This window comes from Mesotoga sp. B105.6.4, from assembly GCF_002896535.1.
GTDB lineage: Bacteria > Thermotogota > Thermotogae > Petrotogales > Kosmotogaceae > Mesotoga.
The window spans coordinates 15,375-36,365 of record NZ_JWIM01000076.1 but is presented as its reverse complement, the minus strand read 5'-3'; the positions used below and the strand labels follow the sequence as shown (position 1 = coordinate 36,365).

Below are 20,991 nucleotides of genomic sequence, written 5' to 3'. Positions count from 1 at the left end.
CTCTCTTGAAGAAACACATAAGGATAAAGACGCATCACGAATGGGATGACACAAAACCAGGTTTTGTTGAGGTGGATCTTGTCGGTCACGAAGGAGGTAATAGCTCGGGAGAATTCTGTTATAGCCTTAATATGGTAGATGTTGCCAGTGGTTGGAGTGTCGTTGCACCAATAAGGAACAAAGCTCAAAGATGGACCCTTGAAGCTATAATCGCATTGAGAGAGTTACTTCCTTTCCCTCTTTTGGGAATTCATTCCGACAATGGCTCGGAGTTTATCAATGCTCATTTGTATAAGTATTGCTTGGATGAAAGATTGGTCTTTACCAGAACCCGGAGTTACAACAAGAACGATAATCCACATGTGGAACAGAAGAATTGGTCTTTGGTAAGAAGGGCCGTTGGCTATTACAGATACGACACTTTGGAGGAACTGACTATCTTGAAGGAGCTATATGCAAGCTTGAATCTCTACAACAACCATTTCCAGCCTACTCAAAAGCTGATCCAAAAGACCAGAGATGGTACAAGAATAGTGAAGAAATACGACAAGTTCGCTACTCCCTACGAAAGAGTACTTAACTCTCCCTGGATTGACTACACAAAAAAAGATGAGCTTCGCAAGGTTCACGAAGCCCTAGATTTATATATACTCAAGAGTAATATAGCACATTCTCAGGAATTACTCGTTGATATACAGATAATGAAGTCTAAATCTAACTCAAAGGGAGGTGTTCTTAATCTCCTTCAATTCGATTTTGAATAGATTCTATTTTGATGCATTAACTCTCTCTTGAGTAGATTTAATTATGATGCATTACGCATAAAATTACGCTTCTAGACTATCTGGTTTTTTCGCGGTAGTCTAGGAGGAGCCTGTCGATCTCACCAATCTTTCCACTTTCAGCCTTCCAGAAATCTTGAGACATCGTGCTGTTGAGTTCGTCAACTGTCCTCCCCTGTTGTTCAACCCAGGTATAATACTTCAAATTGTGCCATCTCATGCGGTTCTCCATTGTCCCTTCGAATATCCAGTCCGTCTTTGCTCCGAGGGCAAACGATTCGAACCTGTGCTTTGCTTCATCCCTGGTGAGGCTACCGTAAGTCTTTGTCATGTTCGCCATCACAGAATGATAACGATCCATGTTGTCTGTAGCAATGGTCACGATGTTATCTTTGTCGGTCATTTTGTAGTGCTTCGCCATCTTTATCGCACCGACAACATTCGCAACTCCCGAGATGCCAAATATATCTGCCATTGTCTCTACATCTTCTTCCTTCAAAAACTCCTTCAAGAAGCTCTTGCCCTCGCCATCGGTCATAACCTGGAGCAATTTCTTGCATTCAATGTCGTCAAGCGCGACAACGGCATCGTTGTTCATCACATTGTGAATCCAGGTCACGTGTTTGTCTCCGATTCCCTGAATGTCGTGGCCGCCATAGCCATTGAGCGAAAGAGTCGGACACTGCACAGGCTCACCGGCAACGATTTTGACCTCAGGATACACTTCTTTTATCCTGTCTCCACAAGCTATTGTTCCGGCAGAACCGACGGTTGCAACAACTGCGGAGACCCTGCCGTTGCCGAGCCTGAGCTCGTCCATCATCTCCAGAATCGTGTTTCCTGTCACATAATAATGAAATCTGTAATTTCCGAGCTCTTCAAACTGATTGAGAACACGAACTTTTTCTGGATTGGCTGCCTTCAATTCCTTTGCTTTGTCGTAAATCTCCTTCACGTTCGACTCACAACCGGGGGTTGCTATAACTCTCGCACCATACTCTCTAATTATGTCGAATCTCTCAGAGGACATCTCTTCCGGCAGAATTACCACGGAATCGAATTTCATTCTGCAACCTACCCAAGCCCCGCCAATTCCATAGTTCCCCGTGGACGGCCAGACAAGGGTGTGATAAGTTGGATCCACTTCGCCTCTCAAAACCTTTTCCATCAAAATCGAATAAGTCGCTCCCACCTTGTGGCTGCCTGTTGGAAAATCCTTTCCGTACAGGACAACAATATTTGCATCGACTCCTGTAAATTCTTTTGGAAGTACGAAGTAGTAGATCCTGTTTTCAATGTCTCTCCATGAGATGTTAAACAGGTTGATCGGATCCAGAGGATCTTCCTTTCTCATCTTCCAGGCGATCTCTCTCGTTTTTCTGTCGATCTTATCTGGATGCAGCATTTCTTCGAACGTTGGACCAAGCACAAACTTAGCCATTATAAGCCTCCTTGTTAACTAACTACTGTATTATGAAGAAAAATCACTTTCAGTTAGTCGAAGCACGTACTCAGGAGTAACCGGTACCTGCCTTACTCGCCTTCCTATAGCCATAGAAACAGCGTTAGCAACTGCTGCAGGAACAGGCATAAGTGAGGGCTCGCCTATCCCCTTGGCTCCATATGGCCCTTCTGGGAAGGGGTCTTCAACGACATCAATGACCAACTCATGAGGGATTTCGTGGACCGTTGGAATAATGTAAGTGTTGAAATTATCTGAAACGATCCTTCCATCTCTCTGCTTCAAATCCTCGTAAATCGCGTACCCCATCCCCTGAGCAAAACCACCTTGTATCTGACCAATAACTCCTTCGGGATTTACGGACTTTCCCACGTCATGAGCTGTGAAAGCCTTCAAAACTTTGATTGAGCCCGTTGCCAAATCGACTTCAACCTGTACAACCTGACTCGCATAAGAGTAGGTAACGTATGCCTCGCCTATCCCGTTTTCCATGTCAAAACTCAATTTGGGAGTCTCATACCAACCTGTCTCAAACAACTTGACATTTCTCTTGTAGGCCTCTTCGACTATTTCATCGAATCGCATTCTCTTTCCATCTTCATAATAAACAGAGCCGCCTCCAAACTTCACACCGGCGAGACTGCCGCCCGTTATTTCGCAGAATACGCCAACCAATTTCTCTCGCAATGCAATACATGCGCTTCTTACCGCGTTCCCTGAATAGATAGTAGTCCTGGAGGCCACTGTCGGTCCACTGTCAGGGACAAAGGCCGTGTCCGGCTGATGGACAAGGATTTTTTCTATACTCTGACCCAGCTCTTCGGCAGCCATTATCGCAATTACTGTTTTTGCGCCCTGTCCCATTTCCGTTCCACCGATTCTTACTTCTACAGATCCGTCTCTATTAATCAGAACGTGCGCACCCGACTTGTCAAGAGCCTGTCCACCGGCGCCAAGACTTACTCCATAGAAGATGTGAGAAACTCCCACACCCCTCTTAAAATCATCGTTTTCCTTGTTGAACCGCTCTGTCTCTGCCACAAGTCTCTGCCAGTTCGAAGCCTTCTTGACTCTCGATAGAGTCTCCGGTGCTCCGACACTGTTAAGCAGAAGATGATCTGTAGAAGTTCTCGATCCTCTCTTTAGCGTGTTGATTTCTCGGAACTCCATGGGATCGAACCCCATCTGAAAAGCTATATCATCAAGCATACTTTCAACTGCAAAGAGAACCTGCGGCGATCCAAAACCCCTGAAAGCTCCGGGTGGAACCTTGTTGGTGTAGACGGCGCAAACATCGACATCGACATTTTCAATCTCGTAAGCTCCCGCCGCATGCACAAGCGTCCTAAACATGACGATTGGTGTGAGCGTGGCATAAGCTCCCATATCCATATAAGCCTTAATCTGCATCGCCTTGATTTTCTTTCCTTCAAGCGCAACTTTATAATAAGACTTAACTGGATGGCGCTTAGAAGTGGTCTGAATATCGATTTCTCTTGAATAAATGAGCTTCGCAGGTCTTTTTAAATTGTATGCTGCTACGGCCGCATAAGAAGCAACGTAAGACGGAACGTCTTCCTTACCTCCAAACGCTCCGCCCGTCTCGGTCTGAATTACTCTGATCCTGCTCATCGGGACATCGAGAACGTGTGACACTGCCCCCTGCACATAGTAAGGACACTGCATCGATCCGTATACAGTGAATCCGTAGTCGATATCCGGCACTACTATTACTCCCTGGGTCTCCATATAAGCCTGCTCTTGATAATGGGCATAGAATTCCCCTTCAAAAACGAGTTCTGAGTTCTCGATATATTTCGAGGCATTGCCCTTTCTTATCCTCTTCGACACACCAACGTTCGTATCCTCATGGACCAGAATCTCATTCTTCAAAGCGTCTTCTATTGTCAAAACCGGCTCCAATTCCTGAATCTCAACTTTGACTAGATCCGCGGCTTCTTCGGCAATTCTCTTGCTTTGTGCGGCAACCACAGCTATAACATCACCATAGAACCTGACCTTTTCCCCTTCCCTGACCAAACATGGCATATCCCTCACCACATCGCCTAGCTGATTCTCACCGGGAATATCCTTCCAGGTGAAGATTTCTTCAACTCCGGGAAGTTTCATGGCAGCTGAAACGTCAATCGACGTCAGAACTCCGTGCGCCTTCCTCGCGATCACGAGAGCACAATAGACCTGTCTGTCAAAAGAAATATCGGCAGCGAATTTAGCCCGGCCATCGACCTTCTCCAGGGCATCTACCCTCTTGATTCTTCTGCCAACAACTCTCTCTTGTGAATCAGACATCTTCATCCTCCTCAACGAAAAGCGGTACGAAATCGTTCTTCTCTACATCGACGAGACCGAGATTCGTTAGCTTCAACTTGGGAATAACTGAAAGCTGAACAAAAGAGAGCGTCATGAAAAGGTCAGGAAGAATGCTTCCCATTGATTTTGTCGCTTCCTTCAACTCCACCAGTCTCTCAGCCACTTCCCTGCTTGTCAGATCCGACATCAGTCCAGCGATCTTCAGAGGCAGTTCAGATATTATCTTTCCATCTACTACTGCAACAAGACCTCCACCCATGTCAATCACTCTATTGGCGGCAAAAACCATGTCTGAATCACTAACCCCCAAGACTCCCAGATTGTGAGAATCATGACCGACAGATGTTGCCACCGCCCCCTTCTTCAACCCAGATCCCTTCGCAAATGCTACCGACATGGATTTCCCTTCACAATATCTGCAAATAGCGGCGAGCTTCAAAACGTCTCGAGAAGTATCGCTGACTGCGTTCCCTTCCTCTACCTTCGCCTCCACGATGGAGCCTCCTGTAAGAACCTCGCTCCCAAGAAGCTCTATCACCCTAATGAATTTACTTCTGGCTCGGACAGCCAAGTCGCTCTCATTGATTCTCTGGCACTTGAATGTATTCGTTTTTTCCTGCGGAAAGCTTCTGGATATCACGTCAGCAACCAATTTTCCATCTCTTGCAACCACCCTGGAGTCTTTGAAAACCATTCTGGGGTTGAAGGACTTGAGGTCATCGACCACTACTAGGTCTGCCTTGTATCCGGGCGCGATGGCACCCATCGATCTGAGATTGTAATGTCTGGCCGTATTGATAGTCGCAGCCCTTATTGCGATTATCGGATCTATCCCGTGTTTTATGGCCTTTCTAATATTGTGATCGATATGACCTTCTCTGATGATGTCGTCAGGGTGCTTGTCATCGGTACAGAAAGAGACGAACGGATAGGTCTTGTCATTTATTAGTGGAAGAAGCGGAACGAGGTTTCTCTCAACACTGCCCTCTCTCATGAGAATCTGCATTCCTCTTGAAAGCTTCTCACGCGCCTCCTCAACATATGTGCATTCATGCTCCGATCGCACAAAGGCGCAAATGTAAGCATTGAGCGGTTTGCCAAGAACTCCAGGGATATGTCCATCTATCTTCTTGTATTTGTGACGGATCAATTCGATTTTCGCTATTGAATCACGATCACCGTTTATGATATCGGGGAAATTCATCACCTCTCCCAGCCCGAGAACTCTGTTTTGAAACTTCTCCACAAAGCCTATCATATCCATTACACTGATCGTTGCGCCGGAGGTCTCCATTGTCGAAGCAGGGACGGCCGAAGGAATCATGATATACAGATTGACAGGAACACCTTCCGTAGATCTTATCATGTACTCTATACCGGTAAGCCCCATTACGTTTGCAATCTCGTGAGGGTCTGCTATTGCGGTCGTTGTCCCTCTTGCTAGAATCGTCTTTGAAAACTCAACCGGTGACACCATCGACGATTCTATGTGAAGATGCGCATCAATAAGGCCGGGCACTACGAATGAGCCTTCAAGATCTATAACTTCAACACCTTCTTCGTAATCGCCAATTCCGGCTATTCTCTTCCTGAAAAGAGCAAGATTCGCTTCTTCAACCTCGCCACTGAACACATTGACCACTTTGCAGTTCTTCAGCAGAACGTCGGCCGGCTTGTCACCCCGCGCTACCGGAATAATATCAATGATATTCGTGCCAATCGCCTCCTTTCGAGGAGTTCTCGGATAGGAAAACAAGACCCCCGCATTGCAGGGGTCTCTCTATCATTCAAAAACACTCGTGGCCCTTCTAGTTTTGATCTCTTCAGAGAGCTTCTCGATAAACTTGTCAAGTTCAATGGATCCAAGATCTTTTTCACTACGCAGTCTTACAGATACGGTGCCGCGCTCTCTTTCTCTATCACCGACTATCAACATATAGGGCACTTTTTGCATCTGAGCATCCCGTATCTTGTAGTTTGTAGATTTCTGCCTGTCATCAACCTCGACTCTGAACCCCTTGTTCTTCAGTTCAGAAGCGACTGACTCGGCGTATTCGATGTGTCTGTCGGCTATTGGAATAACCGCAACCTGGGTCGGAGCAAACCACGTTGGGAAGGCTCCTGCGAAGTGCTCGATAAGTATTCCCATGAATCTCTCAACTGAGCCGTAGATGGCTCTGTGAATCATAACTGGCTGGTATTCCTCGTTGTCGGAGCCCACATACTTGATTCCGAAGCGCTCGGGCATCATGAAATCGAGCTGGATAGTGGCGCACTGCCATTCCCTTCCTAAAGAATCCTTTATATGGTAATCGATCTTAGGACCGTAAAACGCCCCATCACCTTCATTGACCTTGAACTCCATATTCTTTGCCTTCAGAGAATCTTCAAGTGCCTTTGTAGCAATATCCCAGAGCTCCACTTCGCCCATGTAATCTTCAGGCCTCGTCGAGAGCTCCGCCCTGTACTCGAAATTGAAAGGCGAGTATATCTTCTCTACGAAGTCGATCACGCCCATGATCTCCTGCTGTATCTGTTCTCTGGTACAGAATATGTGAGCATCGTCCTGAACGAAGCCTCTTACCCTGAATAGCCCATGCAGGACACCTGAACGTTCGTATCTGTGGACCTTCCCAAACTCGAAGAGCTTCATCGGAAGATCCCTGTAGCTCACAGACGAGGACTTGTAGACTATGATATGACCGGGACAATTCATTGGCTTTACCGCAAACTGCTGGTCCTCTTTCTCCGTGAAGTACATGTTGTCCCTGTAATGATCCCAGTGCCCTGATGTTCTCCACAGGGCATCCGACATGACCTGTGGCGTACTCACTTCCCTGTAACCGTCCTCTATGTGCTTCTCTCTGGAGAACTGAAGGAGTTGATTCAACACTTCCGTACCTTTCGGAAGGAAAACCGGCATCCCAGGAGCGTATTCGTAATTGATTGTAAACAGACCTAGAGCAGGACCAAGCTTTCTATGGTCCCTCTTCTTCGCTTCTTCTATCATCTTTAGATAAGCTTCGAGATCGCTCTTCTTGGCGAAGGCAGTACCATAAACCCTCTGAAGCATCTTGTTGTTCTCATCGCCTCTCCAGTAGGCCCCGGATACAGATGTGAGCTTGAAATACTTAACCTTGCCCGTCGAAGAAACGTGAGGTCCCCTGCAAAGATCGACAAATTCTCCCTGCTTGTAGAATGTGACGCTATCAGTACCAGTATCCTTTACAAGATCCTCTATCAGCTCTACCTTGTAAGGCTGGCCCTCATTTTTCATCAGAGCTATTGCATCGCTCACAGGCAGCTCGAACCTCTCCACCGTGAGATCTTCCTTGATTATCTTCTCCATCTCGGATTCGATCTTCGGCAAATCCTCTTCAGTTATTCTAATATCTCCCAGATCTATGTCGTAGTAAAATCCATTCTCAATTGTAGGCCCTATGGCCAGCTTGACTTGATCCTTGCCATAGATCCTCATGACAGCCTGTGCCAAAATATGAGACATCGTGTGCCTAAAGAAGACAGCCGATTCAGGATCTTTGTCGAGAATCAGTCTCACAGAAGCATCCCGTTCAATTGGCCTGTCTGCATCCCAGAACTCATCATTGACAACAGCACCGAAGGTTCGTCTGGCAAGGCCCTCGGAAATGTCACTTGCCAGTTCTGATGGTGTTACGCTTTGCCCGTACTCCTTGATTGTGCCATCGGGCAGCTTTATAGAAATACCCATGATATCCTCCTGATTACGGTATTATCGCCACAGCTTCCATTTCTACCAGCGCATTCTTGGGCAAGTTAGAGACTTCAACGACAGCTCTCGCGGGCTTGTGTTCCTTGAAATACGTCATGTAGATTTCGTTTAGTATCGAGAATTTTCCCATATCTCTAACATAGATGTTCACTTTCACGATATTGTCCAGACTCGACCCGCCGGCGGCGATAACCGCGAATAAATTCTCTAGTGACTGTCTGCATGCTCCTTCGAAATCCGTCACCAGTTCACCGGTCAACGGGTTGAGGGGGATCTGTCCAGAAACAAAGAGGAAACCGCCCGCCGCTATCGCCTGAGAATATGGTCCAACCGCTGCCGGCGCCTTGTCAGTACTGATAACCCTCAACACAGTAACACCTCCTATTTTGGTTAATTATATCATTACAGAATAGATGAAGTGACGCATATGCACTTTCAAAAACGCATTCGTGAAGAGAAACACTGTAGAATCTATCTGTATATGATTGAAGAGATAAGAGCAAGCAAAGCCCTTACAAAATCAGGCATCCCTTTGACGGATTTCACGGTCAATCCTTATGTTGGATGCACAATCGGCTGCAAGTACTGTTTTGCAAGGTTTATCGGCCCTTTCAAGTACAGCCGCGGCAGATGGGGCAGAGACGTTCAGGTTCGTAAGAATATTGTCTCTCTTCTGAGGAAAGAGATCACTCACCATCCCAAGCGCGCCGTGTTTCTCAGTACGGCCTGTGATCCATATCAGCATATAGAAGAAAAATACGGCATCACCCGTGAAATTCTGAGAATACTCATCTCTCACCGAATTCCTGTGTTCTTGATGTCAAAATCCGCTTTGATTAGAAGGGATATTGACCTGCTGAAAGCCTCCGAAGGAGAAGCAAGGGTTTTGATAACGGTCACTACGGACATAAACGATGTCAGAAAGATCCTTGAACCTGGTTCATCTTCCTTTGAAGAAAGGCTAGCGACAATCGACATGCTTATTGCCAACGACATTAATGTTGGCGTCTTCGTTGGTCCGGTTCTCCCGATGAACGCAGCAAGGGTTGCCTTCGAGCTTTCAAGAAGGGTCGAAGAAGTACACATAGATCCGATGAACTACATTTTTCAAGTCAGAGACATTTACAGAAAATACGGCTGGCAGAGATGGCTCACTGGCGATGCGTTTGAAAATGTTAAAGAAGAATTTTCCAAACTACTCAAGGTCAATGAGCTAGAAAACAAATCCCGCCGCAATGTAAGGACAGAATTCCATATTTTCGAGTGACGGCGTGAAATCGAGATTCAAACCGCCCTCAAGAAAAAGACCGGAATCGGAAACGCCGAAGCCGGCCCTAACTCTGGCTGGAAGATCCCAGCCTTCGATTTTTGCTCCAAGTACGTCAATCACTCCCCTTACCTGAACCCCCAAACCGGCTTTTATGTATAGAACGGTAATGGGAAGCTTCAGATTAAGACCAACATAACTCAAGAACGGATCCGAGAATTCAATCCTTCTTTCTGAAGGCCATACTTGAGCGACAGGAATATCCAGAGAGATTGGCCCGATACTGCCGAGAAGCGAAAGCCTGGCACAGCTAAGGCTGTTTTGATCAGATTGAGTAACATCCACACTCATCCCCAGATCGATCTCCACAGCTATCATAGTGGAAACTAAGACCAAAGAAAGAATCATCAGAAAGAACACTCTCACAGACAACACCCCCAGAAAGAGCCCCTACACAAATATGCTCTAAAAACTATTATAAACCAATCGCTAGCAAGAAAGCGGATTACCAGCAGCAACTCATGATCCTTTCATGAATGGCTGTGCGTCAGCGCGAAAGAACCGCGTTGTAAGGCAAGCGTTCATCTGATCTGCTCCTGATATTGAACTGAAACCATTTCAGAAAACAACCTCCGACTGCAATCAGTCCAACTATAGCTTGATAATCAAGCCTATTTTGAATTATCCGATCGTGATCGGCTCTGAAGACATTAAAACCATTCAAGAAAATAATGATACACTGTGCATGATGTATAATGCATCGCGTTCATTTCGTGTTAATCTTTCTTCCCAAAGAACGGGGCTTGCTATAGAAGGCCCCAAATATGGAGGTGTTTGGATGAAGTTAAGCAAGGTACTCGTAGTCGCGATTGTCTTGTTAATCGGGGTTGCGGCATTCGGAGCAACAATCAAGGTCGCATTGGTTGCGCCGTTTACCGGTCTCGGTTCGATTTTGGGCGACTACATCAAGATGGGTGCTCAGTTAGCACTGGAAGAGATCAACGCTGCCGGTGGAATTAATGGAGATATGCTTGAAATGATTGTATACGACGATGCTGCCAATCCTAGCACGGCTTCCAGTGTTATTAGAAGGGCATTATTTCAGGACAACGTAGTGGCAGTTTTTGGACCTAACATGAGCAGTGCGGTTATTGGAGTTCACCCGTTGGCTCAGCAGGCCAAGGTTCCGATGCTAGTCGGTGCTACTTCTCCTTCGTTCAGGTACTCAGTTATTCCCAACGATTTTCTTTTCAGACTCAGAGCTGACGACAAAGTAAAGGTTATTCAGCTTGTGAAATACGCGGTTGAGGTTCTTGGGATTGAAAAACCCGGAATCGTCTACGGATCTACTGATTACTGTCTTGCAGGGCTTGACGTTGCAAAAGAAGAGTTTCCCAAGTACGGAATAGAGATTGTGGCAATGGAACAGATCAAGGAAGGAGACAAGGATGCGACTGGTCAGCTGTTGAAGCTCAAAAACGCAGGCTTCGACGGTTTGATTGGACTTACTCACGAATCCGAGGCCGCCGTTACTGTCAACCAGCTAAGGCAGTTGCAGATTGATGTGCCGATTATCGGTTTCTCTGCATGGGGCGTTCCGGCATTTACAGATCTCGCTCCAGAAGCCGCAATTGGCGTCTATTCTGTTCAGGGTTTTAACCCGATCGATCCAGATCCCGCGGTCCAGGCTTTTGTTGAAGCTTACAAAGCAAGATGGGACGGAAAGGAACCGAGCGATCCCGGTCAGGCGTATTACGATGGAATGTATCTTCTAGCGGATGCCCTGAGGAATGTTGGAACCGACGGCACTAAGCTCGCACAGTATCTGGCCAATGAAGCAAATATCGTTGGTGTTCAGGGAGAACTGAAGTGCGATGAACACCATAACTTCACCAACGTCTGTCTAATCTCCCAGTTTGATGGAAAGGACTGGCAGATTATCAACAAGCTGTACTGAGCCTCTTTGCGGGAGGGGGCGTGCTCAGCCTGCCTCCCGCTTCACTTATCAAGACAAGGAGTGTGAATAATGCTTCAAGACATTCTCCAAATCATTGTTTCAGGGGCTTCAATCGGTGCTACGTATGGACTTGTAGGGCTCGGAGTTGTTTTCCTGTGGCTGACGATCTCAAGAATAAACTTCGCTAACATTTCATCAGCTATGTTAGCGGCGTATCTGTTCTATACTTTCTATACACTGGCGAATTTGGGGTTCTTCCTCTCTTTCGTCTTTTCTGTGGCGATAATTGCCTTGTATGGTCTTGGACTCAGGACGTTCATATATGAGCCGATAAGGAAGAGAGGTGGAGGTAGGCTTGAATTTGTCGTTGCAACATTGATGCTGTGTACCTTCTGGCTCAATCTGATAATCGTCACTTATGGGGCTTTGCCCAAGCCATTTCCACCGGTATTTGGGGGAAGCCAAGACTTCATTTCTTTAGGCGGAATAAGAATTCCTACTCTCTATCTCAATATCTATTTGGTAATCGGAATCCTTATGGTATTCATTTACTTCTTACTGAACAAGACGCTCATAGGAAAATCATTCCGGGCTGCCGCACAGAATAGGGAAGCCGCGGCTCTTATGGGAATAGATGTGAAGGTAACGACCTCTCTTTCTTTTATACTGGCCACGTGTGTGGTGGGAATTGCAGGTATACTTCTTGCCCCGATATACTTCGTGTCATTAGAACTTGGTGGTGGGTCAATTGGTGTCAAAGGGTTCGCATCTGCCGTTCTCGGCGGATTGACCAATCCGTACGGGACGATACTGGGCGGAATATCTCTTGGATTGCTGGAGAACTTCTCCACCCTCTACATCTCTTCTACATACAGAGACATCATATCCTTCTCGGTTCTTGTCGCCGTTCTAATACTCAAGCCTTCCGGAATATTCAACTGGAAGAGCAAGAAGATATAGGGGGTGCGAGATGAAGAAGCTGATATTGATTGTAGGAGCGATACTACTAATAATACTATTCCCACTTTTCACGAATAACATGTATCACCTTTACCTAATGAACAGGGCTTTGATACACTCCATCCTTGCAACAGGGTTGGTCTTCCTTACAGGTTTCGCTGGCCAGATATCGCTCGGGCAGGCGGGTTTTTACGCAATTGGAGCATACACTTCGGCATACTTCACTGTGCGGCTGGGACTACCAATTCCGATTGGGGTTATTGCGGGAGTAGTTCTGAGCGTTGTTGCGGGCTTCCTGCTGAGTATCCCCTCGTTCAAACTAAAGGCCTTCTTCTTATCTCTAGTAACAATCGCCTTCGGGCAAATAGTCTGGATGCTCGTGATAAATCTCACACCGATAACCGGGGGGCCATATGGTTTCTTCGGAATCCCATTCTATTCAGTGGGAAATAACATGCTTTCCTACGGTCAGGTGTTCTGGCTTTTTGGAGGGATACTGCTCGTGTCAGTTTTCATTATGTACCGCATCAAGCACTCTCACTTCGGCAGAGCGATGCTTGCTATGAATGACGATGATGTGGCCACTGAGACCTGCGGAATATCTACAAAGAAGTTAAAGATCGCCGCTTTCGGTTTTTCGGCAGGCTTGGCAGGGCTTGCAGGAGCGCTTTACGCTCACCTAGCAGGATTTCTTTCGCCCGAACCATTCACGTTTTTTGAGTCATCGAATTTCGTTGCGATGGCCGTTGTTGGTGGTCTTAGACACATGAGCGGAGGAGTTGTCGGCGGAATCGGGCTCACTCTTCTGCCGGAATTCCTCAGATTCGGCGGCTGGGAGAACTACTACTTAATGGTGACCTCACTGATCGTTATCGTTATCATAATATTCGTACCCATGGGGCTCGGGCCGATACTTGAGAATCTCTTCAGAAAGGTCTTCAAACTTAAGAGAAGCAACACAAAGACATTGTAAGGTGGGCTGAAGATGGACATACTAAGAACGGAAAAGTTGACAAAGAGATTTGGCGGAGTTGTGGCAAACAATGAACTTTCGGTAGGAATTTCTCAGGGAAATATCACAGCTCTTATCGGTCCGAATGGCTCCGGAAAGACGACGTTCATAAATGTAGTAACAGGAGTACACCCGATTACAAGCGGAAAAGTGTATTACAAAGATCAGGATATCTCTCAAATGGACATAAACAGGATAAGTAGATTAGGTATTGCGCGCACATTCCAGAAAATCCGGCTCTTCGAGAACCTATCAGTTATAGAGAACGTTCTGGTTGCTCGAAAGTCGTTTTACAAGTCAGGCCCATTGAGCGTCGTTTTGGGAACCCCGAAGTTTAGAAGAGAGGAAAGTGAGAACAAAGAGAAGGCTCTCGAGCTCTTGAGGCTTGTTGGACTTGAGGAGAGAGCATATGACTCTCCTACCGGCATGGCATACGGATTGAGACGCTGTCTAGAAATAGCAAGAGCACTAGCCCTTGAACCTCAGTTGATTTTCCTCGACGAACCGGCAGCGGGTATGACTAGAGATGAATTCAAGGTGATCATGGACTTGATGATTATTCTTAAGGAAAGAGGAATAACGATTCTACTGGTAGAACACACGATGGACTTTATCAAGGCAGTTGCCGACTGGGTCTATGTTCTCAACTTCGGTCAGGTTATTGCGGAGGGGAAGTTCGACGAAATCGAAAAGGATCCACTTGTCCTTAAAGCCTACCTGGGGGAGGATTGATTATGGCCTTGCTTGAAACCATAGATCTTTCAGTCTCGTATAATGAGGTTCCTGCTCTCAGAAAAGTCTCTATAAAAGCCCAAAAGGGAGAGGTCGTCTCTGTTCTGGGACCAAACGGAGCAGGTAAGACAACTCTACTAAAGAGCATTTCCGGACTAGTGGCTTCCGAGTCGGGAAGCAAGGTCTTGCTGAACGGAGAAGAGATTCAACATCTGCCGCCCCACAAAATCACCAGGTTGGGGGTAATACACGTTCCAGAAGGAAGGCAGGTATTCGCAGAACTCTCCGTGCAAGAAAACCTTGAAGTTGCTGCTACTAGAATTGGACTCGCAAAGGCTCGCCCAAACATCGAGAAAGTTTATGAGCTTTTCTGGGAACTGAAGTCCCGGAAAAATCAGATGGCCGGCACGCTTTCCGGTGGAGAGCAACAGATGCTCGCAATTGGAAGGGCCATCGTTTCCGATCCACTGATCATGATGATAGACGAACCTTCCATGGGACTGGCTCCTGTTATTGTGAAGAGAATATTCGAGACTCTGAAAAACTACGTGAAGGATACGGGTCTCACCATGTTGATTGTGGAACAGAACGCGAAGCTCTCGCTCCCGATGAGCGACAGAGTCTACATCGTATCGCAAGGTCAAATAAAACTTGAAGGCTCTGTCGATGAAGTGAAGAGCGACGAGAGAATTCGAGAAATGTACTTCGGCGGCAAGTAAGATGAAATTCTCGCTTGACTATAGAGAGAAGGAGAGGCTTCAGCTGGAAGTTCCGACTGCCAGAGTGCTCCCTCCGACCGCGTCTCTTAAGAGTAGCGAAGAGGGCAGCTCTCTGCGCGAATCGTTACTGAAGCCGTTTGATGCTGCTCCGATCCTGGAGCTTGCGGAATCTGCGAAAGAGATAGTCCTGATCGTAGAGGATCATACAAGGCACTCTCCGATCTTTGAGACTCTCTCTTTCATGAAATCGCTTTTCGTCGAAAACAAGATTCCCTGGAGCAAAGTCTCCTTGCTTGTCGCGACTGGAACTCACAGACAAATGACGGCTGATGAGCTAAGTGAGAAGTTTGGCAGTTTTTCTCGCGATACTAAGATCATCCAGCACGATGCCGAAGCAGCCGGCAGGATGAAAGACTATGGAGAATTCCTTGGAGTGCCGATCAGGATAAACGAAGCGGTTGGAGCCGACTTCACAATTGGAGTGGGTTCGATCGTTCCTCACAGGTTCTCCGGATGGTCGGGCGGAGCGAAAATTGTGATTCCGGGCGTCTCTGCATATGAAACTGTCTTTTTGTCGCACAGGATGGCAATACTGAAGAGCAGGGCCGACGTCGGAGTTCTTGACAATGAGTTCAGGGAACTTATAGATGAAACCGGAAGACGAGTAGGACTTGATTTCATAATAAATTTCTACTACGATATCGAAGGAAGAATCGCCGGATGTGTATCGGGCAATCATGTAACTGCACACAGAGAAGGCGTCAAAGTCGCGAGAGAAGAGCTGCTCCGAGAGTACCCGGAAAGGGCCGATGTCACCGTGATATCTTCATTCCCCTCCGTGACCGATTTCTGGCAGTGCGGCAAAGCTCTGTACACATCCGATCTTGTTACCAGAAATGGAGGAGACATCGTTATGGTCTCGTCACTCGATGAAGGCTTTGGCGACCATCCTCTATTCGCCTCATTACTCAAGTTGGAGGCAGAAAAGATCCTAGAAAGACTGGACATGATTACCACCGAAGACCCGCTAGCGTATGTGGCGGCCTATGCAGTAAGGAAAGTTATTGAGAAGAAAAGGATTCACATTGTGAGTGACACAAAATTTGCAGATCAGTTCAATGAACTCGGGTTAACGGTCCATCAAGATATTCAATCGGTTGTTGACCGAGTGGCGCCGGCCGGCAAAAGCATCGCGGTTCTTCAGAACTCACTTGTATTGCCGGAAATATCGAATAAGGAGGCACAATAATGAAACCGAAAGATCTTGATTACATGAAGCTAAATGGAACACCATACTTCGATGAATCCCGCTGGGTGAGTCCTCTCAACTATGAGAGAGATATCCAGGGAGAAAACGCAAAAGACAGTATCTACATACACGACGTTACGCTGAGAGATGGAGAACAGACTTGCGGTCTTACCTGGAGCGAGGATCAAAGGGTGAGAATCGGAGTTGCGCTGAATGATTTGGGTGTGAAGTCCATTGAGGTCGGAATGCCGATAGTCTCCGACGAGAACAAGAGGGCTATACGTAGACTCGTTGACATGGATCTCGATTCGGAAATCGTTCCATTCGCAAGGTCTTTGAAGAAGGATATCGATGAATCTGTCGATTGCGGCGCCACACGAGTAGTTGTCGAACACGCGGTAAATCCATACGATAACGAGCTTGTCTATGGTGTATCCCCCGAAAAACTGATCGACCGAGTCGTTTCGGCAATACTCTACGCGAAGGAACAGGGCATGAAGCCAACCTTCATGGGCTGGGACGCAACAAGATCGACCCCCGATTATGTCCTGAAAGTCTTCACAGAAGTGGCAAAGCAAGCAAAACCGGAGAGTATTGTCTTTGTGGATAGCTTTGGAGTCGCCTCCCCATTTGCAATCGAGTTCATCTTCACTGAGCTTAGGAAGGCCATTCCGGACATCCCGCTGGAGTTCCACGTTCACAATGAATTCGGTCTGGCAATGGGATCGGTTTTCGCCGCAGTAAGAGCTGGTGTATCAGGCATTCACAGCTCGATCAACGGGCTTGGCGAAAGGACGGGCAACGTAGCTACCGAAGAGGTCGCCGCCGGCCTGAAACTCCTGATGGGGATAGATACAGGAGTCGATCTGAGGAAGATCGGATACACTTCGCGACTGGTCGAGGATATTTCGAAAATCCCGGTGGCGAACAATAAGCCGGTCGTTGGGAAGCGTCTCTTCTGGGTCGAATCGGGCATCGTAGTTGATGCAATCGACAAGTTGAATGCGGCCGGAATTAACGCCGCCATGACCCCGTACCTTCCTTCGCTCGTAGGAATGGGCGAGATAGACGTGAAGCTCGGCGCCTTCAGCGGTCAGGCAAGCATAAAATACTGGTTGAAGAGATTGGGCATACAGGCGACGGAAGACCAGCTTGAAGAACTGACGGAAATTGTGCGAAAGGAAGGACGAATAAGAAACACGGTCCTCGAACCTGACGAATTCAAGAGAATAGTCGGAGATTACATGAAATGAGTCTGATTCTCGTCATAAATCCCGGTTCGACATCAACCAAGGTGGCCGTCTTCAAAGATGGGAATGAAGTGTTCAAGAAGACGCTTTCTCTTGGCGATGGTATGCTCGAGCTTCCCCTTTTTCCCGATCAGTACACAATAAGGAAGGATCAGATCCTCAAAGAACTGGACAGAAACGGGATAAGACCATCCCAACTGACTGCCGTGGCGGCCAGAGGGGGGAGATTGAAACCTCTGAATTCCGGAGTTTACCGCATCAACAGAGAGATGGTCAATGACGCCAGAAAGGGCCTTCAGGGCATTCACCCTGCAAACACAGCGGTCGTGATAGCTTTTGAATTGGCTCAGGAATTCGGAATGCCGGCTTTCACCGTCGACCCGATCAGTGTGGACGAACTCGCCGAGTGGGCAAGAATAACGGGAATAGAGGAGATCAGAAGAAACTCACTCTCCCATGCGTTGAACATGAAGGCAGTCGCGAAGAAAGCTGCGACTGAACTGGGAAAGAGGTACGAAGAAGCGAAGCTCATAGTGGCCCATTTAGGTGGTGGCTCCTCGGTAAGCGCCCATCTGAACGGAAAGATGGTCGATCTCTATAACAGTGACAAGGAAGGTCCCTTTTCTGTGGAAAGAGCGGGCGCCCTCCCGACTCACGAATTGGCGGAGTTTGCTCGCTCGAGAGACGATTATCTCGAATACCTGGCTCACAGGGGCGGTCTGTTTTCCCACTTCGGAATGCGCGACGTTGAACGGATCGCCGAAGGCGTCAAAAATGGAGAAATCGATTCTATGCCGCTTGAAGCGTACATTTACAATATTGCAAAATACTCATACAGTCTGCTGGCGGTATTTGACGGAGTTCCCGACGCCCTTGCCATTACGGGCGGCGTAGTGAAGTGTGACTACGTCAGAGAAAGACTTCTTGCGAAACTGAAGGGTATAAGAGTTCTTCTTTTCCCGGGAGAATACGAGATGGAAAGCCTTGCCGAAGGAGCGCACAGAGTAATACGGGGGATCGAAGAGGCCCTGGAATACTGAGGTGATGATCGATGATTAATTCCCTTTCTGAGTTCATTCTTGAAGCAAGTAAGTTGCAGAAGCGCGTGAGAGTAAATTGCGTGCAACCGCATGATCGAAAGACGATGAAGGCCATAGAATCAACTGCCTCCTCTAACGGCAATTTTGAATTCACTCTCTTCGGAAGATTGGAAGAGATAAAGGAGGCGGCATCTGAAGGGTTTCTGAACACGACGCGTGTTGTCGAAGGGAAATCTGAAGAAGATAATGCTTCAAATGCAGTCTCTGCTTTGGAGGGAGATACTCCCGCCGTCCTAATGAAAGGCGACATCAATACCACCGTTTTTCTGAGAGAGCTCTTCAAGAGCCCCAGGGTAAAGGCTAGCGGAAAGCTTATAAGTCACATTTCCTGTATGGAGGTCCCCGAGCATCCAAGACTGCTTTTCATAACTGATGGGACGGTCAACGTTGCACCTGATTTGAAGGAAAAGGCAGAGATACTCAGGAATGCCGTTGAGTTTGCAAGATCGATCGGAATAAGTGAACCAAGGGTCGCGGTAATCGGTATAAATGAGCGAGTGTCGGTAACAAATCGCGACCTCGTTGAAGGAGCCGTGTTGTCTAAAATGGCGGAAAGAGGGCAATTTGGAGTGTGTCTCGTGGACGGACCCCTGCCCATAGATACTGCCCTGAAAAAGGAAGCGGCACTGAAGAAGGGAATTACGTCTAAGGTCGGAGGCGAGGCCGACATACTGGTCTGTTCTAATCTTGAATCAGCGGCCAACCTTATTAAAGGGCTCGTACATCTAGGCAAGTCCAAGACGGCCGGGCTCCTTTTGGGAGCAGGATTCCCCGTTGTTCTCACATCGAGGAGCGACAATGAATTCGCAAAAGCGGTGTCGCTCTCAATGGCACTAGTGAGTGCGGTGGGCTGAGGTGAAAGAGATGGCAGTAAGCTTTATGGTGGCCAACGAGGATATTCCGGCCAGTGCAAAGGTCACTGGCCTCACCGGCAGGTTGGAAGAGACGCTCGCCGCAGTGGCGGGTGCCGGTTTCAACTCTTTTGAGCTCATGGTCGCCGAACCCGAAAAAGTGGATGTTGAAAAACTGAAGCGACTCGAGCGACAGTACTCTTTGAAGTGCATATTTCTCTGCACTGGCGAGATGGCAGGAACTGCCGGCCTTTACCTGAACCACATAGACGCGAACGAAAGAAAGAGAGCGCTGAACTCCTTTTTGCAGGCAGCCAAGAAGGCACATGCTCTAGGAGTTAACCTTAATATCGGCAGACTTAGGGGAGTAATATGGTCCGACGGCCTCCAGAGGTCACTCGAGAGGCTTGGAGAATCGCTGGGAAAAATCGATTCATATGTGAGAAGTGAACTCGAGGGGTTGTCCGTCTTGATAGAACCATTGAGGAAGGTGGTCTGCCCGATCCTTAATAACTGTGTCGAAGCCGCCTCTTTTCTTTCTGAGAGAGAGCTGAAGAGTTTTGGAATTCTCCTTGACTCTGACCATTTCGATGAGTTGAAGGATCCCGCTTTTGTAAGTTCGAACATCGAGCTGATAAAACACGTTCACCTAGCAGATACGAATCACAAACCTCTGGGGCGGGGCGCGATTGATTTTCAGAGCTTCTTGAAAATGCTGAGCAGATCGAGTTATGTCGGTGAATACAGTGTCGAGGTCTTCTGCGATGAAGATCAGATAGAAACTCTAAGGGAAACTGCTTCATTTCTGAAAGCTTTCCCTCAAATCCTGGGGGGATCACTTTGAACAGATTGGCAGACACAAATCACTTTCAGGGAATCCAGCAGCAGCTTTACAGATCAATAAGGGATAGCATCGTAGAACTGGAAATCCCTCCCGGAGCGAGATTGACGATCGAGAAGCTGAGAAGAATCTACGGTGTTTCTTCTACTCCGGTAAGGGGGGCTCTCCACAAGCTGAAGGAAGATGGTCTTGTCGCGCCGGGAGCCGCCAAGAGTTTTTACGTAAAGGAGATTCTCGAAAATGACGTCAGGAAGCTCTTCCCGATAAGGCTTGTGCTGGAGAAACTTGCATTGAGTGAATCAATTAATCGGATCGACAGAGAGATCATATCGAATCTGATCGTGAGGATGAGAAGACACCTCTCGGAACCGGAGGAGACAAAGAACAAAGTTCCTTACGATATTGACTACAGGCTGCACAGGGAGATACTCAATAACTGCAATAATGAATATCTAATTGAAATGATGTCGAAGATCTCGATACTGCTCGCCAGAATGCGGAACGTGATCAAATACTACCTTCTTGAACAGCAAAAAGACTGGATAATTAACGAGATGGAGGAACATTTCAAAATCGCGCAGAGCATCCTGGAAGGAGACCTGGAGAAGGCTTCTGCTGCCCTGGAAGTTCATCTCAAGCACTCAATGAATATGATATGTTCTATACTCAGTTCCAACCATATTGACTATGCTGCCAAAGAAAGCTTTGCCCATTTGGAGGATTAGAA

18 protein-coding genes and 1 pseudogene are annotated in these 20,991 nt (G+C 47.3%); 13 read left to right on the top strand and 6 right to left on the bottom strand.

Annotated elements, in window-relative coordinates; all coding sequences use genetic code 11:
- A pseudogene (locus tag RJ60_RS14345) lies at nucleotides 1-764 on the top strand (DDE-type integrase/transposase/recombinase); the annotation flags it as partial.
- Between the two features lie 76 nt (nucleotides 765-840).
- On the opposite strand, the gene RJ60_RS14340 reads toward RJ60_RS14345, so the two are convergent.
- The 5 genes from RJ60_RS14340 to RJ60_RS14320 all read right to left on the bottom strand — a co-directional run bounded on the left by RJ60_RS14340 (nucleotide 841) and on the right by RJ60_RS14320 (nucleotide 8,696).
- A complete protein-coding gene (locus RJ60_RS14340) occupies nucleotides 841-2,223 on the bottom strand; it encodes a PLP-dependent cysteine synthase family protein (RefSeq protein WP_103135202.1) in 1,383 nt (460 codons plus the stop codon).
- 30 nt (nucleotides 2,224-2,253) lie between these two features.
- Nucleotides 2,254-4,554 carry a xanthine dehydrogenase family protein molybdopterin-binding subunit gene (locus RJ60_RS14335; protein WP_103135201.1) on the bottom strand — a complete coding sequence of 767 codons (2,301 nt, stop codon included), beginning with the start codon at nucleotides 4,552-4,554 and terminating at the stop codon, nucleotides 2,254-2,256.
- Nucleotides 4,547-6,295, bottom strand: a complete 1,749-nt coding sequence (gene ade, locus RJ60_RS14330) for an adenine deaminase (protein WP_103135206.1) — start codon at nucleotides 6,293-6,295, stop codon at nucleotides 4,547-4,549. Before ade ends, RJ60_RS14335 begins: the two co-directional genes overlap by 8 nt.
- A 63-nt stretch (nucleotides 6,296-6,358) precedes the next feature.
- Nucleotides 6,359-8,305, bottom strand: coding sequence for a threonine--tRNA ligase (gene thrS, locus RJ60_RS14325; RefSeq protein WP_103135200.1), 1,947 nt, complete (start codon nucleotides 8,303-8,305; stop codon nucleotides 6,359-6,361).
- Nucleotides 8,306-8,318: 13 nt separating this feature from the next.
- Nucleotides 8,319-8,696, bottom strand: coding sequence for a RidA family protein (locus RJ60_RS14320; RefSeq protein WP_099829693.1), 378 nt, complete (start codon nucleotides 8,694-8,696; stop codon nucleotides 8,319-8,321).
- A gap of 57 nt (nucleotides 8,697-8,753) precedes the next feature.
- Here RJ60_RS14320 and RJ60_RS14315 point away from each other — a divergent pair, with 57 nt between their 5' ends.
- Nucleotides 8,754-9,593: a radical SAM protein gene (locus RJ60_RS14315; RefSeq protein ID WP_258006360.1), complete on the top strand. Its 840-nt coding sequence runs from the start codon at nucleotides 8,754-8,756 to the stop codon at nucleotides 9,591-9,593.
- Here the strand turns inward: RJ60_RS14315 and RJ60_RS14310 are convergent.
- Entirely contained in the window at nucleotides 9,540-10,019 is a 480-nt protein-coding gene (locus tag RJ60_RS14310; RefSeq protein ID WP_103135199.1) for a hypothetical protein, read from the bottom strand. The two genes, RJ60_RS14315 and RJ60_RS14310, sit on opposite strands and share 54 nt — an antisense overlap.
- 412 nt (nucleotides 10,020-10,431) lie before the next feature.
- Here RJ60_RS14310 and RJ60_RS14305 point away from each other — a divergent pair, with 412 nt between their 5' ends.
- The 11 genes from RJ60_RS14305 to RJ60_RS14255 all read left to right on the top strand — a co-directional run bounded on the left by RJ60_RS14305 (nucleotide 10,432) and on the right by RJ60_RS14255 (nucleotide 20,989).
- A complete protein-coding gene (locus RJ60_RS14305; protein ID WP_103135198.1) occupies nucleotides 10,432-11,550 on the top strand; it encodes an ABC transporter substrate-binding protein in 1,119 nt (372 codons plus the stop codon).
- Between the two features lie 69 nt (nucleotides 11,551-11,619).
- Nucleotides 11,620-12,510 (top strand): branched-chain amino acid ABC transporter permease, encoded by an 891-nt coding sequence (locus RJ60_RS14300; RefSeq protein ID WP_103135197.1) that lies wholly within the window; start codon nucleotides 11,620-11,622, stop codon nucleotides 12,508-12,510.
- Nucleotides 12,511-12,520: 10 nt separating this feature from the next.
- Nucleotides 12,521-13,483, top strand: a complete 963-nt coding sequence (locus RJ60_RS14295) for a branched-chain amino acid ABC transporter permease (protein WP_103135196.1) — start codon at nucleotides 12,521-12,523, stop codon at nucleotides 13,481-13,483.
- Nucleotides 13,484-13,495: 12 nt separating this feature from the next.
- On the top strand, nucleotides 13,496-14,254 hold the full coding sequence (locus RJ60_RS14290) for an ABC transporter ATP-binding protein (RefSeq protein ID WP_103135195.1): 759 nt from the start codon (nucleotides 13,496-13,498) through the stop codon (nucleotides 14,252-14,254).
- A 2-nt stretch (nucleotides 14,255-14,256) separates the two neighbouring features.
- Nucleotides 14,257-14,973: an ABC transporter ATP-binding protein gene (locus tag RJ60_RS14285; RefSeq protein WP_103135194.1), complete on the top strand. Its 717-nt coding sequence runs from the start codon at nucleotides 14,257-14,259 to the stop codon at nucleotides 14,971-14,973.
- A gap of 1 nt (nucleotide 14,974) precedes the next feature.
- Complete coding sequence (locus RJ60_RS14280; RefSeq protein ID WP_103135193.1) at nucleotides 14,975-16,222, top strand: lactate racemase domain-containing protein; 1,248 nt, start codon at nucleotides 14,975-14,977, stop codon at nucleotides 16,220-16,222.
- On the top strand, nucleotides 16,222-17,475 hold the full coding sequence (locus RJ60_RS14275) for a LeuA family protein (protein WP_103135192.1): 1,254 nt from the start codon (nucleotides 16,222-16,224) through the stop codon (nucleotides 17,473-17,475). The genes RJ60_RS14280 and RJ60_RS14275 overlap by 1 nt, the downstream gene beginning before the upstream one ends.
- Complete coding sequence (gene buk, locus RJ60_RS14270) at nucleotides 17,472-18,512, top strand: butyrate kinase (RefSeq protein WP_103135191.1); 1,041 nt, start codon at nucleotides 17,472-17,474, stop codon at nucleotides 18,510-18,512. Before RJ60_RS14275 ends, buk begins: the two co-directional genes overlap by 4 nt.
- An 11-nt stretch (nucleotides 18,513-18,523) precedes the next feature.
- Entirely contained in the window at nucleotides 18,524-19,426 is a 903-nt protein-coding gene (locus RJ60_RS14265) for a phosphate acyltransferase (protein ID WP_103135190.1), read from the top strand.
- 10 nt (nucleotides 19,427-19,436) lie between these two features.
- The gene (locus tag RJ60_RS14260; RefSeq protein WP_103135204.1) at nucleotides 19,437-20,267 is read left to right on the top strand and encodes a sugar phosphate isomerase/epimerase; all 831 of its coding nucleotides are present in this window, start codon (nucleotides 19,437-19,439) and stop codon (nucleotides 20,265-20,267) included.
- Nucleotides 20,264-20,989 carry a GntR family transcriptional regulator gene (locus RJ60_RS14255; RefSeq protein ID WP_103135189.1) on the top strand — a complete coding sequence of 242 codons (726 nt, stop codon included), beginning with the start codon at nucleotides 20,264-20,266 and terminating at the stop codon, nucleotides 20,987-20,989. The genes RJ60_RS14260 and RJ60_RS14255 overlap by 4 nt, the downstream gene beginning before the upstream one ends.
- The last annotated feature ends 2 nt before the right edge of the window (nucleotides 20,990-20,991 follow it).

What these genes read in the sequence shown, in the direction of transcription:
- RJ60_RS14280 (WP_103135193.1), top strand. Translation starts at nt 14,975, where the DNA reads ATGAAATTCTCGCTTGACTATAGAGAGAAGGAGAGGCTTCAGCTGGAA.
- RJ60_RS14265 (WP_103135190.1), top strand. Translation starts at nt 18,524, where the DNA reads ATGATTAATTCCCTTTCTGAGTTCATTCTTGAAGCAAGTAAGTTGCAG.
- thrS (WP_103135200.1), bottom strand. Translation starts at nt 8,305, where the DNA reads ATGGGTATTTCTATAAAGCTGCCCGATGGCACAATCAAGGAGTACGGG.
- RJ60_RS14285 (WP_103135194.1), top strand. Translation starts at nt 14,257, where the DNA reads ATGGCCTTGCTTGAAACCATAGATCTTTCAGTCTCGTATAATGAGGTT.
- RJ60_RS14295 (WP_103135196.1), top strand. Translation starts at nt 12,521, where the DNA reads ATGAAGAAGCTGATATTGATTGTAGGAGCGATACTACTAATAATACTA.
- RJ60_RS14335 (WP_103135201.1), bottom strand. Translation starts at nt 4,554, where the DNA reads ATGTCTGATTCACAAGAGAGAGTTGTTGGCAGAAGAATCAAGAGGGTA.
- RJ60_RS14315 (WP_258006360.1), top strand. Translation starts at nt 8,754, where the DNA reads ATGCACTTTCAAAAACGCATTCGTGAAGAGAAACACTGTAGAATCTAT.
- RJ60_RS14290 (WP_103135195.1), top strand. Translation starts at nt 13,496, where the DNA reads ATGGACATACTAAGAACGGAAAAGTTGACAAAGAGATTTGGCGGAGTT.
- RJ60_RS14300 (WP_103135197.1), top strand. Translation starts at nt 11,620, where the DNA reads ATGCTTCAAGACATTCTCCAAATCATTGTTTCAGGGGCTTCAATCGGT.
- RJ60_RS14305 (WP_103135198.1), top strand. Translation starts at nt 10,432, where the DNA reads ATGAAGTTAAGCAAGGTACTCGTAGTCGCGATTGTCTTGTTAATCGGG.
- RJ60_RS14340 (WP_103135202.1), bottom strand. Translation starts at nt 2,223, where the DNA reads ATGGCTAAGTTTGTGCTTGGTCCAACGTTCGAAGAAATGCTGCATCCA.
- buk (WP_103135191.1), top strand. Translation starts at nt 17,472, where the DNA reads ATGAGTCTGATTCTCGTCATAAATCCCGGTTCGACATCAACCAAGGTG.
- RJ60_RS14260 (WP_103135204.1), top strand. Translation starts at nt 19,437, where the DNA reads ATGGCAGTAAGCTTTATGGTGGCCAACGAGGATATTCCGGCCAGTGCA.
- RJ60_RS14275 (WP_103135192.1), top strand. Translation starts at nt 16,222, where the DNA reads ATGAAACCGAAAGATCTTGATTACATGAAGCTAAATGGAACACCATAC.